Annotated in this window: 13 protein-coding genes and 1 pseudogene; 10 read left to right on the forward strand and 4 right to left on the reverse strand. The window is 39.7% G+C overall.

What is annotated here, in order from left to right:
- Nucleotides 1-200 precede the first annotated feature (200 nt).
- Nucleotides 201-437, reverse strand: a complete 237-nt coding sequence (locus tag BMF77_RS16225; protein WP_148764205.1) for a CTB family bacteriocin — start codon at nt 435-437, stop codon at nt 201-203.
- Between the two features lie 869 nt (nt 438-1306).
- Between BMF77_RS16225 and BMF77_RS16230 the strand changes: the two are divergent.
- From BMF77_RS16230 to dprA, 6 genes and pseudogenes are all read left to right on the forward strand, one after another.
- Nucleotides 1307-1639: pseudogene (locus tag BMF77_RS16230) on the forward strand (tetratricopeptide repeat protein); the annotation flags it as partial.
- Complete coding sequence (locus BMF77_RS16235; RefSeq protein ID WP_148764207.1) at nt 1639-2844, forward strand: ATP phosphoribosyltransferase regulatory subunit; 1206 nt, start codon at nt 1639-1641, stop codon at nt 2842-2844. The pseudogene BMF77_RS16230 and the gene BMF77_RS16235, both read left to right, overlap by 1 nt.
- A gap of 84 nt (nt 2845-2928) precedes the next feature.
- Nucleotides 2929-3156, forward strand: coding sequence for a ferredoxin family protein (locus tag BMF77_RS16240; protein ID WP_148764209.1), 228 nt, complete (start codon nt 2929-2931; stop codon nt 3154-3156).
- Nucleotides 3157-3254: 98 nt separating this feature from the next.
- Nucleotides 3255-3983 carry an ABC transporter ATP-binding protein gene (locus tag BMF77_RS16245; protein ID WP_148764211.1) on the forward strand — a complete coding sequence of 243 codons (729 nt, stop codon included), beginning with the start codon at nt 3255-3257 and terminating at the stop codon, nt 3981-3983.
- A 69-nt stretch (nt 3984-4052) separates the two neighbouring features.
- Nucleotides 4053-4706, forward strand: coding sequence for a DUF2301 domain-containing membrane protein (locus BMF77_RS16250; RefSeq protein ID WP_148764213.1), 654 nt, complete (start codon nt 4053-4055; stop codon nt 4704-4706).
- Between the two features lie 89 nt (nt 4707-4795).
- A complete protein-coding gene (dprA, locus tag BMF77_RS16255; protein ID WP_015080453.1) occupies nt 4796-5911 on the forward strand; it encodes a DNA-processing protein DprA in 1116 nt (371 codons plus the stop codon).
- Here dprA and BMF77_RS16260 read toward each other — a convergent pair.
- The 3 genes from BMF77_RS16260 to BMF77_RS16270 all read right to left on the reverse strand — a co-directional run bounded on the left by BMF77_RS16260 (nt 5908) and on the right by BMF77_RS16270 (nt 8220).
- The gene (locus BMF77_RS16260; RefSeq protein WP_015080452.1) at nt 5908-6180 is read right to left on the reverse strand and encodes a hypothetical protein; all 273 of its coding nucleotides are present in this window, start codon (nt 6178-6180) and stop codon (nt 5908-5910) included. The two genes, dprA and BMF77_RS16260, sit on opposite strands and share 4 nt — an antisense overlap.
- 95 nt (nt 6181-6275) lie before the next feature.
- Nucleotides 6276-7838 (reverse strand): serine hydrolase, encoded by a 1563-nt coding sequence (locus tag BMF77_RS16265; protein ID WP_148764215.1) that lies wholly within the window; start codon nt 7836-7838, stop codon nt 6276-6278.
- Between the two features lie 187 nt (nt 7839-8025).
- Entirely contained in the window at nt 8026-8220 is a 195-nt protein-coding gene (locus BMF77_RS16270; protein WP_148764217.1) for a hypothetical protein, read from the reverse strand.
- Between the two features lie 382 nt (nt 8221-8602).
- On the opposite strand from BMF77_RS16270, the gene BMF77_RS16275 reads away from it, so the two are divergent.
- The 4 genes from BMF77_RS16275 to BMF77_RS16290 all read left to right on the forward strand — a co-directional run bounded on the left by BMF77_RS16275 (nt 8603) and on the right by BMF77_RS16290 (nt 13734).
- Nucleotides 8603-10363, forward strand: a complete 1761-nt coding sequence (locus tag BMF77_RS16275) for an alpha/beta hydrolase (RefSeq protein WP_148764219.1) — start codon at nt 8603-8605, stop codon at nt 10361-10363.
- Nucleotides 10364-10448: 85 nt separating this feature from the next.
- Nucleotides 10449-11330, forward strand: a complete 882-nt coding sequence (gene truB / locus BMF77_RS16280; protein WP_148764221.1) for a tRNA pseudouridine(55) synthase TruB — start codon at nt 10449-10451, stop codon at nt 11328-11330.
- Nucleotides 11331-11573: 243 nt separating this feature from the next.
- Nucleotides 11574-12614 (forward strand): hypothetical protein, encoded by a 1041-nt coding sequence (locus BMF77_RS16285; RefSeq protein ID WP_246862939.1) that lies wholly within the window; start codon nt 11574-11576, stop codon nt 12612-12614.
- A 25-nt stretch (nt 12615-12639) separates the two neighbouring features.
- Nucleotides 12640-13734 carry a hypothetical protein gene (locus BMF77_RS16290; protein ID WP_148764225.1) on the forward strand — a complete coding sequence of 365 codons (1095 nt, stop codon included), beginning with the start codon at nt 12640-12642 and terminating at the stop codon, nt 13732-13734.
- Nucleotides 13735-13835 lie beyond the last annotated feature (101 nt).

The following is a 13835-nucleotide window of genomic DNA, read 5'->3' on the forward strand; positions in this document are numbered from 1 at the left end:
CAGGGGTAAAATGATAGGAAACAAATACAAGTATTAAAGAATAAATTTGTGTGCCATTTTTATAGAATGAACACACAAATCTTTCGATAGTAATCTAGACGAAATTTAGCAAGATATTCTAGGATGTTAATTTGCTTTGCTGTTTTCTCTTTATGTGAAATCAGAGTGCAAAATTAACCCTGGAATTATTTGCTAACTAATTAGTAGCCAAAGTATGTTTGGAAAACTGATTTATCTACAGCAGAATTGACACTTAAATTAGTGTAGATAGTGTCTGTTACTGGACCATTAATACCTGCACTAGATGTACTTCTAAACCCTGTACCGTTGTAGTTAAAAGTGAGAATTTCTCTCGCACTAGTATCGGGAACAACCACAACACCACCAGCTACGGTTTCTTGTTGCTCAACAGATACTGCGGTAAATAGATTAGACATGACTGAATTCTCCTTGATTTGTGTTATCGCTTGGGGTTGTTTACTGCTCGGTTGCCGTTTTCCCCCTCGCTTGTTAATAGAATATCGAGGAGTGATTAGTTAATTCATTGTCAGTTTCTGCAAACTTAATTACCAGATTTAGAACTAAATATTGCCGAAAAATACACGCCAAATCGGCTAAATTACTGTCACCAAATAGAAAATTTCTGCTATCTTCTATTCATTATTCTCAGAAACCAATAACAAACAGAACAAGTATTTTGTTTCGTTTTCACAAACTTTGGGTTATGAGACTGAAAATTCGCCTCATGGGCATTTACATAAATGGATATATGATTATAAGAGCTTAAATAAATTATCTAATTTTAAATCATGCTTAGTCAGGATTAGATTTTATGCCGACAACTGGAGGGCTTTCAAACTTGCCATCATTCCCTGTAAACTAGTAGTTTGTCAAGATAAAAATGATGGACTGTAGTGTAGTCTGAGCGTCTCGCTCACTGTAGTCTGAGCGTCTCGCTCACTGTAGTGTGAGCGTCTCGCTTACGCTGTAGTCTGAGCGTCTCGCTTACGCTGTAGTCTGAGCGTCTCGCTTACTGTAGTGTAAGCGTCTCACTCACGCTGTAGTCTGAGCGTCTCGCTTACTGTAGTGTGAGCGTCTCACTTACTGTAGTGTAAGCGTCTCGCTTACTGTAGTGTAAGCGTTTCACTTACGCTGTAGTGTGAGCGTCTCGCTTACGCTGTAGTCTGAGCGAGACCCTCACGCTGTAGTCTGAGCGAGACCCTCACGCTGTAGCCTGAGCGAGACCCTCACGCGGGCAAGATGCCCGCACTACCAACCAAAAACCTGTCAAAATAAATTTGACAGACTACTAGAAACAAACCAATTGTCCCAGTCCAAAGTAGAATTACAGGATGCCCTAAAGTTAGAGCCGAAAAATAGTCGTTGCCATAGTTTAATCGCAATGGTATATTTACGGCAAAATCAACTGAAAATGGCAAAAATTCACTTTGATAATGCCCTGAAGTTAGATCCTAATGAAAAAATCGCTTTGGAATGGAAACCCAAGGTAGATCAAGCTTTAGGAATTAGAAACAGTGGCTCTCAAGGGAGTTCCGCTTCTAAAACTGAAGAGAAGCAACCAGATAAGTCTGGAAAAAGTGGTTTGTTTGGTGGTTTGTTTGGTGGGAAGAAAAAATAATGGTGTATCAACCAGCAGCGGGAGCAAGAGATCTACTACCTTTAGATGTGGCGCAAAAACGCTGGATTGAAGATAGATTAGAACAAGTATTTCAACGTTGGGGATATCACAGGATTATCACCTCAACTCTGGAACGAATGGATACCCTCATGGCAGGTGAAGCAATTCAGCGTCCCATGGTGATTCAACTCCAAAATAGTCAAAATGAAGAATTGGGATTGCGTCCAGAATTGACTGCCTCTATCGCCCGCACAGTGGTGACTCGCATGACAGATGCGACCTACCCCCAGCGACTATATTACAACGCTAATGTTTTTCGCCGTAATTGGGAAGGCCGCCATAATCGTCAGCAAGAGTATTATCAAGCTGGGGTGGAGTTACTGGGTGCGGGGGGATTATTAGCCAATGCGGAAGTATTGCTATTAGTCGCAGATTGTTTAACAGCATTGGATTTAAAAGATTGGCGGTTAATTTTGGGGGAAGCGGGAATTACTCGCTCCCTCCTCAATGCTTTTCCCCCGGAAATCAGAAATCAAGTCCGCAGGGCGATCGCTAACTTGGATAGTATAGCTATTGATACCTTACCTTTGAGCGAAGAACTCCGCCAACGCGCTAAAATTATGTTGGATTTGCGGGGTGATAGTCGAGAGGTTTTAGAAAAAGTCAGCAGTTTACATCTAGAACCAGACCAGCATGAGGCAATAAATAACCTCAAATCCCTAGTAGCATTACTAGATGGCAAATTTCCTTTAATCCTTGATTTGAGCCTAATTCAAACCATTGACTACTACACAGGCATTGTTTTTGAAGTAGTTAGTGAGACAAATTCCCAAGCACAGATTTTAGGAAGTGGTGGTCGTTATGACCAATTACTAGGTTTATATCATCCCCAAAAAGAAAATATTCCCGGTATCGGCTTTGAACTGAATATTGATGATTTATACCAAATTCTCCTATTAAATCAGCAACTACCCCAGGATATCCCCGCTAGTAATTGGTTAGTCGTCCCAGAAACCCCCGGCGCTGAAGCTGCGGCTTTTGCCTATGCTGAGAAATTACGTAATTCTTCTGATTTAATTAGAGTAGAAATAGATTTGGGAGATAGGGACGCAGAGGCGATTCGTCAATATGCAAGCGATCGCAACATTGCCCAAATTGCTTGGATTAAAGCCGATGGCTCACATACCATTGAAGCAGGATGTTAAAAAGGAGTGGTAGGGGTTTAGCAATGCTAAACCCCTACAGGAGTAGAACAAGAGAGACTGACAAAAAAGAGGGAATCGGAAAAAATGCCACATACCATTGTTACAGACGTTTGTGAAGGTGTTGCTGACTGCGTAAGTGCTTGTCCTGTAGCTTGTATTCATGAAGGTCCAGGGAAAAACGTTAAAGGTACAGGTTGGTACTGGATTGACTTCGCTACCTGTATAGATTGTGGCATCTGTCTGCAAGTTTGCCCAGTGGAAGAGGCGATTTTACCAGAAGAAAGACCAGAATTGCAAAAAATCACAGCATAGTCATTGGTCAGTGGTCAGTAGTCAGTGGTAAAGGAAAAACAACTGACAACCGACAACTGACAACGAACAACTGACAACGAACAACTGACAACGAACAAATGACTAATAACTATTTATTAAAAGTAGAAAATGTCCACGCTGGATATATTAAAGATGTAGATATTTTGCAAGGTGTCAACTTTCACATTGCACCAGGAGAATTAGTCACAGTCATTGGTCCCAATGGTGCAGGTAAATCCACCTTAGTAAAAACTATTTTTGGACTTTTAACACCTCATACTGGAACTATTACCTTTAAAGAGAAAAATTTAATTGGTTTAAAATCAAATCAAATTGTCGCCAAAGGAATGTCTTATGTTCCGCAAATTGCTAATGTTTTTCCATCTTTAACCATAGATGAAAACTTAGAAATGGGGGCTTTTGTGAGGAATATCCCATTGAAACCGCTTAAAGATAAAATATACACCATGTTTCCCCGATTGAGCGATCGCCGTCGTCAACGCGCGGGAACTCTTTCCGGTGGAGAAAGGCAAATGTTAGCAATGGGAAAAGCATTAATGTTAGAACCCAGTTTACTGCTTTTAGATGAACCTTCCGCCGCATTATCTCCCATTTTGGTAACTCAAGTATTTGAGCAAATTAAACAAATTAAAGCATCAGGAACTGCGATAGTTTTAGTCGAACAAAATGCCAGAAAAGCCTTAGAGATGGCAGATCGTGGTTATGTGTTAGAATCAGGGAAAGATGCTATCTCAGGACCAGGTAGAGAATTATTAAATGATCCGAAAGTAGGAGAATTATATTTGGGTGCTGGAAAGAGACATTGAAAACAAAAACAAGATCCCCAACTTCTTCAAGAAATCGGGGATCTAAAACATCCTAGGAATATACTATTTATGACGACACAAACAATATTACCGGAAATATATCAAGGTCAATTTGGGGAATTTACAATTACCCAAAGCGATCGCCAAAGTGTGATAATTTATCGGGCAGGGTTAACGATAGCAGCCCTGTGTTTTGCCATTGGTAGCGGTTTAGTCCTATTCTATCCCCAACCCGCTGCAATTGCCGCCCTGACCCCTCTCTACACCTGTTTTAGTATTGCACTTGGAGTTAGTTTATTAACTATTCATATTTACATGGCATCTTTGCACCGAATTCTCCAAGTTTTTTGGATAATTGGCAGCATTTGTGCCTTTATTTTTGGACATAGTGATAGTCAAGCATTTGCAATTACTATTTATAATCAACCCCTAACCATATTAGGAATTGGTTTTACCTTTGCAGCTTTGACAGGAATTTTTTTCAAAGAAGGTTTTTGTTTCCATCGTTTAGAAACCAAAATCTTAACCCCCCTTGTTCCCTTACTACTATTAGGACATTTAACCGGAATTTTATCAACACCAGCAGAACCGATTTTATTAGCAACTTGGGCAATTTTCTTCTTAATATTTGCTGTGAGAAAAATTATCCAACCCATTCCTCCCGACATTGGCGATAAATCAGTATTTGATTATTTAAAAAATCAACATTTAGCAAAAGTTTAATCTAATTGCACAGAATAAAAATCATCCGTATTCATCCGCGTCCATCTGCGTTTATCTGCGTTAAATCATTCTAAAAATCTTAATTTCCTATGTCAAACACAGAAGAACGTAAATATTGGTTAGCTTGGTCGCAAATTTCGGGAATTGGTCCCATATTATTACAAAGAGTACAACAGCACTTTGGTAATTTAGAAACAGCTTGGAAAGCCAGTCCTGGAGAATTACGAAAAGTTGAAGGTTTCGGATTTCAAACATTAGAAAAAGTTGTTCAACAAAAATCCCGTTTAAACCCAGAACAACTCCTCATTCAACACCAACAAATAAACCCCCATTTCTGGACACCAGCAGACTCAGAATATCCCCAATTACTGCGAGAAATCCCCAGTCCACCCCCATTATTGTACTATCGGGGAGAAGTTGATTTACAGGAAAATTCAGGACAAAAACCCTTAGTGGGAATTGTGGGAACTCGTCAACCTACAGAATACGGAATTAAATGGACGCGTCAAATTAGTACCGCATTAGCCAAAAATGGTTTTACCGTTGTTTCTGGAATGGCCGAAGGAATAGACACCGAAAGTCACGCAGCAGCAATGAAAGCCGGAGGAAGAACAATCGCAGTGGTGGGAACAGGAGTAGATGTTATTTATCCCTATAAAAATCAAAGTTTATATAAACAGATATTGACATCTGGTATAGTAATTAGTGAATATCCTGCCAAAACCACACCCAACCGCACCCATTTTCCCCGTCGAAATCGCATCATTGCCGGTTTAAGTCGTGCGGTATTAGTCATAGAAGCAGGAATAAAATCTGGTGCTTTAATCACAGCTACTTATGCGAATGAATTTTGTCGAGATGTTTACGCATTACCAGGAAGAATTGATGATCAACCATCCCAAGGTTGTTTAAAATTAATTAGTCAAGGTGCAGGTTTAATAAATCAAGAACTTAGTGAACTATTAACCCTGTTGGGTGCGATTCCCCAAATAGATATAGAAACTACTATAATTAAATCCCCTCCTCCTAACTTACCACCAGAATTGCAACAAGTCATAGATACTTTAACTATTGATGCTTTATCTTTTGATTTTATAATTCAAAAAACAGGTATGAATGCGGCTTTAGTTTCTAGTTCTTTATTACAATTAGAACTCATGGGTTTAATTACCCAACTTCCAGGAATGCGATATCAAAAATGTTAAAATAATGGTGAGAACGTTATAAAATTTACGCAAACAAGTTTAATTTTTGCTTGTAGTCTAGCAAAAACTACCTCACCATCTGTTACTTGTCCATTCTTAATCTGTTCAGTTCCTACCGCTATTTTTCCCCGTAGTTCCTCCAGTCTTCTTTCTCTGTCCAGCAGCAAACTAAAAGCCTCATTTACTGCATCTTCTATATTTTCAAATCGCCCCGTGTCAATATAAGCTTGTATTAATTCCTCTGTTTCAGGTTTAATTTGAATATTCATAATGTATTCTCCATCTGATAGATAGCCTTAACGCTGTTCTAACAATAAACCCACATTTTCTGCAACACCGAATTTTGAATTATTTTTGGAATTATTTATTGTTGTGGATAATATTGCGGAGTCAATTGTGGAGTCATCACAGGCGGTGGATAACTACCTACAGGCATATTATTAACCATCCCATTAGGCATAGTAGGATTCATCAGTGGTGGTTGAATTGGTTGCTGAATCAAAGGAGGAACAGGTGGTTGATAATTAGAAATAGGTGGAGTTATTGGTTGAGTAACTGGTTGAGTAACTGGTTGATTATTTGTCGGACTGCTGGGTGTGACTGTAGCTTGGCTAAAATGTTGATAAGCAGCGCTAGAAATAGAACTAATTAATTTTGCAGCGCGAGGATCATTATTGGGACGTTTTACCATGATAGCGGCAATATAACGCTTACCTGTCGGGACATCAATCAACCCCGCATCTGCCAACATAGTACCAATATCACCTGTTTTATGATAAGCATTTGCGCCTTTTCCTAAGCCAGCAGGTAAAAGATTATCTCGTTCAGTGCGACTCATGATATTAAGAATTAAATCACGCGATCGCATACTCACCATATTACCTTGATTCACCATCGAGATCAAATTCCCCAATTCTCGCGGACTAGTAGTATTAGTCCCTTCTAAATCCGGGAGAGGATTACGAATCATCGTCGTTATCAGTCCCCAACTGCGAAAACGCCCATTTAACGCCTCTTGTCCACCCAATTTAGCGACCAGCATATTCGTGGCTGTATTGTCGCTAATTGTAATCATCTTCGTAGCTACATCAAGAGCCGTGTATTTGCTGCCTGTGGGTTGATATTGCATATTTCCTGAACCCCCGACAATCATCTCCTTTTGCAAAGTCAACATTTCATCCAGGCGGATTTTACCCCCATCCACATCCTGGAAAAAAGCAATCAAAATCGGGATTTTAATCGTGCTGGCCGCAGCAAAACTTATATTACTATTAATATCTATATAACCACCATTATCTAAATCTAATAAAAACACCCCTGGTATCAAATCAGAATTAGCGGTGGTGAGAGTTTGCAAAGAATTTTTTAAAGGAGTAATTTCCTGAGCCAGATATAAGCTTGTATTAGAACTTTGAGATGATTTTTGAGAAGTTGTAGTTTGAGCTACCGACATAACTGAATTAATGCGATTAGCAGGGTCTAGGAATGACAACAACGTACCCACAATCGCACCGACACCCACCCCGACAATCAACAACCGCAAGGCATATAACATGGTTCTAGCCATGGGTTTTAACCTGGTCTTGCGTGATCCTTTTCTGGCTATTTTCGGCTTTTCCATGGGTACCGTCTTTAATCTCACATTCCCCGGTGGCGAAATTTGAGTATTCTTCTTGACCGTAGGGACGGGTTTAACACCTGGGGGCATCATCTTCCGTGATGCTGGTCTTCGCCCCCCAGACGGGATAGGCGCAGAACTGATATGATTATTTATACAAGCCAATGCTGCCGCTTCTCTTGGGCTAGAAACTGCCGGCTGATTGATAACTTTTTTCTGTCCTGTCTTGGAGACTGGACGTTTACGCCGGCGACGCTGTACAGGTTGCCTTTGTGATATAGGTATGAGTTTGTCACTCGTTTCTGACATAGCTACTCCTTGTCACCCTGGACCCAGATTGTAAATTTATGCACCTTGATACTCAGTTTACCTTTTGGGACTAAGTAGCATTTTTGTGTCTAGTCTACTTTATATTTATCTTTTTGGGTAATCAGTTAGGTACATGATAACCCAAATTGGCGTTTTTAATATTGCGGTTAGTCAACAGTAAGAAGATTTACATGAAATTATGTAAATTAAAATTGCCATGCAGACAATTTGCATAATCAAAACTACTAGAAGCCTTACCACAGATATCTTTATTCATTTTCAAGTTTTGATTTTTAATTGCTGAGGTATCTAAAATTAATATTACCCGGACTCCTAGCCAACAGCCAGAAGTAATTAAGTATTCCTGGTACTTGAATATCATGTCAAAATGATTGGTCTAATTTAGTCATGATCAATGATATTTCAAAGTTCGGATTAGTGGGATTTAATTATTAGTGCATTCTCAATTGTTATGGGTTTAACATCTATGGCATTAAAGAAATCTAATTAATAGGATTAATTAGCATTATTTAGATTTTATTAATCAGAAATGACACATAATAAATACTGATGTAGATAATTTCTGTATTTATTATGATCTTACAAGAAGTCCTAGTAATTAATTAGCAGCAACCTCATTTAAACCAGTCTTAAATTTGTTTGCGTAGCTTGTCATAGGCATTATTTTAAATTGGTTAACAGGGTGTTTAAATAACTACCAAAATTTGAGCCTCGCTCAACAACATCACCACAAAAGTTAAGCGATGAATATGTTTGGTAATTGGGGCAGCACCCTGAAAAGGAATTTCCTATCACTGATTTTATCCATATTGCTGCCAACATTTGGGATAAGTGACTCTGTTATGGCAGCAGAACAAATTCATGCTTCTTATTCAGCACTAGAAATTTCTATTCCCATTAGTGCCTTAGAAAGCTATGCTAAATATGGAATAATTAATCCAGATTTAGCCGGATATTATCAATATATTCCCAAAAACAAACTGCCAGAAGTAAGGAAGATTTTAATGCAGCCGCTGAAAATTAGTCCGGCTGTAGCTGCCCAATTTCTTGACACCCAACAAGGGAAATTTATCTTACAAAGATTAGCAGAATTAATTAAAACTAAATCCCATTATCCAAAATTTGTATCTCAGTCATTACGCACAGCCTTAATTGCCGCTGCGGCTGAACCGGAAGGGTTGAATTTATTAAATTTATTACGTAAATATCCTCAAAATAATATTAAAATTGATATGGTTTCCAGCATAAAAATTGCTGATGAATTGGAGAAAATGATTAGCGAAACTGAAAAAACTATTTCCGCATTAATCCAAACATCAAAATTAGAAGCTGCTAAAATCTCCCAAGCTAATTTGTCTCCATTCCCAAAATTGCCAAATCAACCCAATCTTTTAGCAAGAAAACAAATAATCAAGTTTTTTGACTCTTCAAGAAATAGACATTTATCCACAGATATATATATTCCTAATACCCAAAATCCTGCCCCTGTAGTTGTTATTTCCCATGGCTTAGGTTTGGATAGTAGTAATTTTCGTTATTTAGCAAATCATTTAGTTACAAATGGTTTTGCTGTAGTTATTCCCAATCATCCTGGTAGTAATACTCAACAATTACAATCTTTAATTAAGGGTAATAGCAATCAAGTCACGCACCCCAATGAATTTAAAGATAGACCTTTAGATATCAAATATATTTTAGATCAATTAGAGTCAGATTCACAATTTCAGCACCGATTTAACTTACAACAAGTAGGCATATTTGGACAGTCATTAGGAGGTTATACTGCCTTAGCTTTAGCAGGGGCAAAAATTAACTTTCAACAACTACAAGCAGACTGTGATCACGACAAATTGCGAAATACTTGGAATATGTCTTTACTGTTGCAATGTCAAGCTTTAGAATTGCCCAACCAGTCAGGACAAGAGTACAACTTACAAGATACCAGAATCAGAGCAGCGATCGCTGTTAATCCCATCACCAGTTCTATTTTTGGACAAGCCGGTTTAAGCCAAATTCACACCCCAATCATGATCATTGGTAGCAGTGAAGATACCGTTGCTCCCGCATTATATGAGCAAATTGTCCCTTTTTCTTGGATTACTCATCCCCAGAAATATTTAGTCATGCTACTTGGTGGTACGCATTTTTCCACCATTGGGAATAGCAATCCTGACAGTACACAAATGGCATTACCAACAGATATGATCGGTGATGCTTCTCAAGCTCATGATTATATCAATGCTTTGAGTTTACCTTTCTTCCAAACCTATATAGCCGAAAAACTAGAATATCTTTCCTATCTTAACGCCGCCTATGCTGAAAGTATTTCTAGTCAGTCTCTCGGTTTAAATCTTGTCCAGTCTCTTGATCATCTCAAAATAGCACCAACTTTAGGTGAGCATTTCCCAGAAACCAACCCCGTTAAAAAAAGACTTTCTCATACCATCGTCCATTTTGGATTTTGGCTGCTGGGTATCGGTATTTCCCTATTGCATTTGATTTAAATTCCCGACTTCTTGAAGAAGTCGGGGATCTCCTATTTCCTATTTGTGTGAAAATACAAAGATCTCAACTCTAAAATCTAAAATTGTGCAAGGCTTTCTCAATTTAAACAAACCATTTGACTGGACTTCTCATGACTGCGTAGCCAAAGTCCGCAAACTACTGAACATGAAACGAGTCGGACACGCAGGAACGTTAGACCCCAAAGCTACCGGAGTATTACCAATAGCCTTGGGTAAAGCCACCAGATTATTACAATATTTACCAGGAGAAAAGGCTTATCAAGCCACTGTTCGGCTGGGGATACAAACTACTACAGATGATTTAGAAGGGGAAATTATTACCTCTGTACCCTGTCCAGGATTGGATTTGGAGAATATCAAAACCGTCCTTTCCCAGTTTATCGGTAAAATTGAGCAAACCCCCCCCAGCTACAGCGCCATTCAAGTTGATGGCCGACGCTTATATGATTTAGCGCGGAAAGGGGAAAAAGTTGAAGTTCCCGTGCGAACAGTCGAAATTTCCCAAATTCAGGTGTTAGATTGGCGAGATGGAGATTTTCCAGAATTAGATCTAGCCATATCCTGTGGTTCGGGAACATATATTCGTGCGATCGCTCGTGATTTAGGTACAATATTAAACACAGGTGGCACTCTATCTGCCCTAATTCGCACAGAAAGCAGCAGTTTTCAACTTCAAACCAGTCTCAGCTTCACAGATTTAGCCACCGAAATCGAAAACGGCAGATTTCAACCCATATCCCCAGACGCACCATTACAACACCTAAAATCCCTAAATTTACCAACAGAATCAGCCAAAAGATGGTGTCAAGGTCAAAAAATTTCCCTCAATCTTGATATTCCCGACTTTGTGCGAGTTTATGAAACCCAAACCAATTTTTTAGGAATTGGGAAATTAACCAATGATTTATTAGTTCCCCAAATGGTGTTTTATGAATATCCAAATTAAAAATTAAACAATTATAAATTAAATAAAGAACTGCTGTAAGGAGTTGTCAATTCAATTAACCTGGAAGGGTTTTTGGCATTCTCCTTATAAGTTCATAATTCTCCTGATAAATTCACAACAAATTCACAAAAATAGCACAATTCATCCTGTACATGACTCTTTTTTGGGAATTACTCTAATATACATTCGGGTGCATATAACCGTTGTGAGGAGTAAATTTTGAGAAAAGTAAAACTTTTATGTATGTTATTACGCCCAAATTGGCTAAAGTTCATAGGTACAACTTTGTTAGGCTATATATGGGCTACCACCACTCTTTCAGTTACCCCTGCTTATGCAACAGATGAGATAGCGTCTAAAACCCATAGCAGTAAGGAATTAATAACTAATCAAGCCGCCTTAAAAACTAACTTACCGGATCTGCAAGAGGTGTTAGCGAAAAACGTAGAATCAAGGCAGAAGGTTAAATCTCTGTTTGAGCAAAAAGAAGCAGGGATCATTGCTCAAACAGAGACTCCAGTCCCTGTCAATAACAGTCAAATTGATGCTGATAAATTACGCCAAGATTTATTAGTTGATCCCCTTGTCAAAGTAATTCCACCCAAACGTACTTACTCTCCTTCACTTACCTTTGCTACGCCAAGCGCCTTTGGAGCTACCTGGGGTGACGTTTTTATAGGGGCATCCGCAGCAACCACCGGTAAAGCTAGAACTCAACCAGACGGGAGTATTAGTATGGGTTTTGGGTTAGGAGATGCCCGGAAACTAATCGGTCTAGAACTTGGCTATAACATTGGCAGTATCAAGAGTTTTGGTGCAAATGGAACTTTTGACCTCAAAGCCAACCGCATTATCTATGCTAAAAACAACACTCAAATAGCCGCGGCTGCTGGCTGGAGAACTTTTGCATCGCACGTTGGTGGTGGAGAAACAGTGAGACCTTCCGGTGTCTATGGTGTGGTCACAAGTTACTCCCTATTAAAGCCTAAGGATACTGTTAATAAAATGCCCATCTCCTTTTCCGTAGGAGCCGGTGGTGGCGATTTCCGCACAGGTGATGCAAGTACAGGTGTATTTGCTGGAGTTGGGGTACAAGTTCATCCCCAAATAGGTGTAGGTATGGGCTGGAGTGGAGTTGGTTTAAATGTTGGGGCTTCTTTCGTACCTATATCTACTATTCCCTTGACCATTAATGCCGTCGGCGCGGATCTTACTGATACTAGCCAAGGCGGCACAGTCTTTGTTCTAAGTGTAGGCTATGGATTCAATTTCTTACCTAAATAAACACTTCAATTTTGAGAAAATCACCATGTTAAAAATCAGAACTTTTATTCTTGCCCTCAGTCTCACTCCCCTATTGGCGCTCAATTGGCAGACCTCTAGCCCAGCCCAAACTTCGCCCAGTCTGGGTACAGCCGGGAGTATGAGTGGCGCTCCTGGACCAGTTAATACGAGTCCTAGTGTGGGGACTGCTGGTGGCATGAGTGGCGGTGGCAACACTAGCACCAGTGGTAATACTATTTCCAACCCCGATCCCAGTGTCGGAACTGCTGGTGGTCAGAGTGGCGGTGGAACTACTGGCTCTAATGGTAATACTAATTCTAATCCCAGTGTCGGCAATGCTGGCGGTCAGAGTGGCGCTGATCAAGAGACAGCCAACAATGGTAATCCCGATGAGAATACCAGTGCCAGTGGCGGGAATGCTGGCGGTCAGAGTGGCGCTGATCAAGAGACAGCCAACAATGGTAATCCCGATGAGAATACCAGTGCCAGTGGCGGAAACGCTGGCGGTCAGAGTGGTGCTGGTGAAGAGACAGCTAACAATGGTAATCCCGACGAGAATACCAGTGCTAGTGGCGGGAATGCTGGTGGTCAGAGTGGTGCTGGTGAAGAGACAGCTAACAATGCCGACAATGGTGGCAATAATAATGAAGGAAATGATCAGAATCCTTCAGGTTCTGGAGAAACTCTTATACCTAGAGCATCTTCTATTCGCATCATCCGCACACCAGCCGGAAGGACAATGAGGATTAGAATAAAAAGCACTCAGAGAGAACTAAATGCGGCTGCTCTTAACCTATTAAATAGCAACAATTCTGGAGTTTTAGTAGCCCTCTTGCAAGGCGGATCAATTGGACAGACCGCATCTGATAACTTGACAAATTTCCTAAGTAATGCAGGTGTTAATGCAGACTTAGGAAATAATTTGAGAGTAATCCTCAGTAGGATTGTACCCAATCAAGGAAATGCGGATGTAGATATTAACCAGTTGAATAATGGTATTAATACTTACAACCAGATTATTCAACAAAGTAGTCCGGTGACTTTGCAAGCGCTTTCACAAAGCCAAGATTTTGTGGCAATTGGTAAAGCGCTAAAAGAATTGAGAGCAGCGGTCAACTAATCTCAAACCCAATCACACATTAACAAAAAATAACGGGGAGACACAAGAGCTTCTCCGTTATTTTTTGTTAATTTGAGAAAGTTACATAAAAAAGTTAAGTT

The sequence above is a fragment of the Dolichospermum sp. UHCC 0315A genome, assembly GCF_008121535.1.
Taxonomy (GTDB): domain Bacteria; phylum Cyanobacteriota; class Cyanobacteriia; order Cyanobacteriales; family Nostocaceae; genus Dolichospermum; species Dolichospermum lemmermannii.

Bases quoted from the DNA above. Each gene is read 5' to 3' on its own strand.
- BMF77_RS16225 (WP_148764205.1), bottom strand. From the start codon at position 437: ATGTCTAATCTATTTACCGCAGTATCTGTTGAGCAACAAGAAACCGTA.
- BMF77_RS16235 (WP_148764207.1), top strand. From the start codon at position 1,639: ATGGTGTATCAACCAGCAGCGGGAGCAAGAGATCTACTACCTTTAGAT.
- BMF77_RS16240 (WP_148764209.1), top strand. From the start codon at position 2,929: ATGCCACATACCATTGTTACAGACGTTTGTGAAGGTGTTGCTGACTGC.
- BMF77_RS16245 (WP_148764211.1), top strand. From the start codon at position 3,255: ATGACTAATAACTATTTATTAAAAGTAGAAAATGTCCACGCTGGATAT.
- BMF77_RS16250 (WP_148764213.1), top strand. From the start codon at position 4,053: ATGACGACACAAACAATATTACCGGAAATATATCAAGGTCAATTTGGG.
- dprA (WP_015080453.1), top strand. From the start codon at position 4,796: ATGTCAAACACAGAAGAACGTAAATATTGGTTAGCTTGGTCGCAAATT.
- BMF77_RS16260 (WP_015080452.1), bottom strand. From the start codon at position 6,180: ATGAATATTCAAATTAAACCTGAAACAGAGGAATTAATACAAGCTTAT.
- BMF77_RS16265 (WP_148764215.1), bottom strand. From the start codon at position 7,838: ATGTCAGAAACGAGTGACAAACTCATACCTATATCACAAAGGCAACCT.
- BMF77_RS16270 (WP_148764217.1), bottom strand. From the start codon at position 8,220: ATGATATTCAAGTACCAGGAATACTTAATTACTTCTGGCTGTTGGCTA.
- BMF77_RS16275 (WP_148764219.1), top strand. From the start codon at position 8,603: ATGAATATGTTTGGTAATTGGGGCAGCACCCTGAAAAGGAATTTCCTA.
- BMF77_RS16285 (WP_246862939.1), top strand. From the start codon at position 11,574: ATGTTATTACGCCCAAATTGGCTAAAGTTCATAGGTACAACTTTGTTA.
- BMF77_RS16290 (WP_148764225.1), top strand. From the start codon at position 12,640: ATGTTAAAAATCAGAACTTTTATTCTTGCCCTCAGTCTCACTCCCCTA.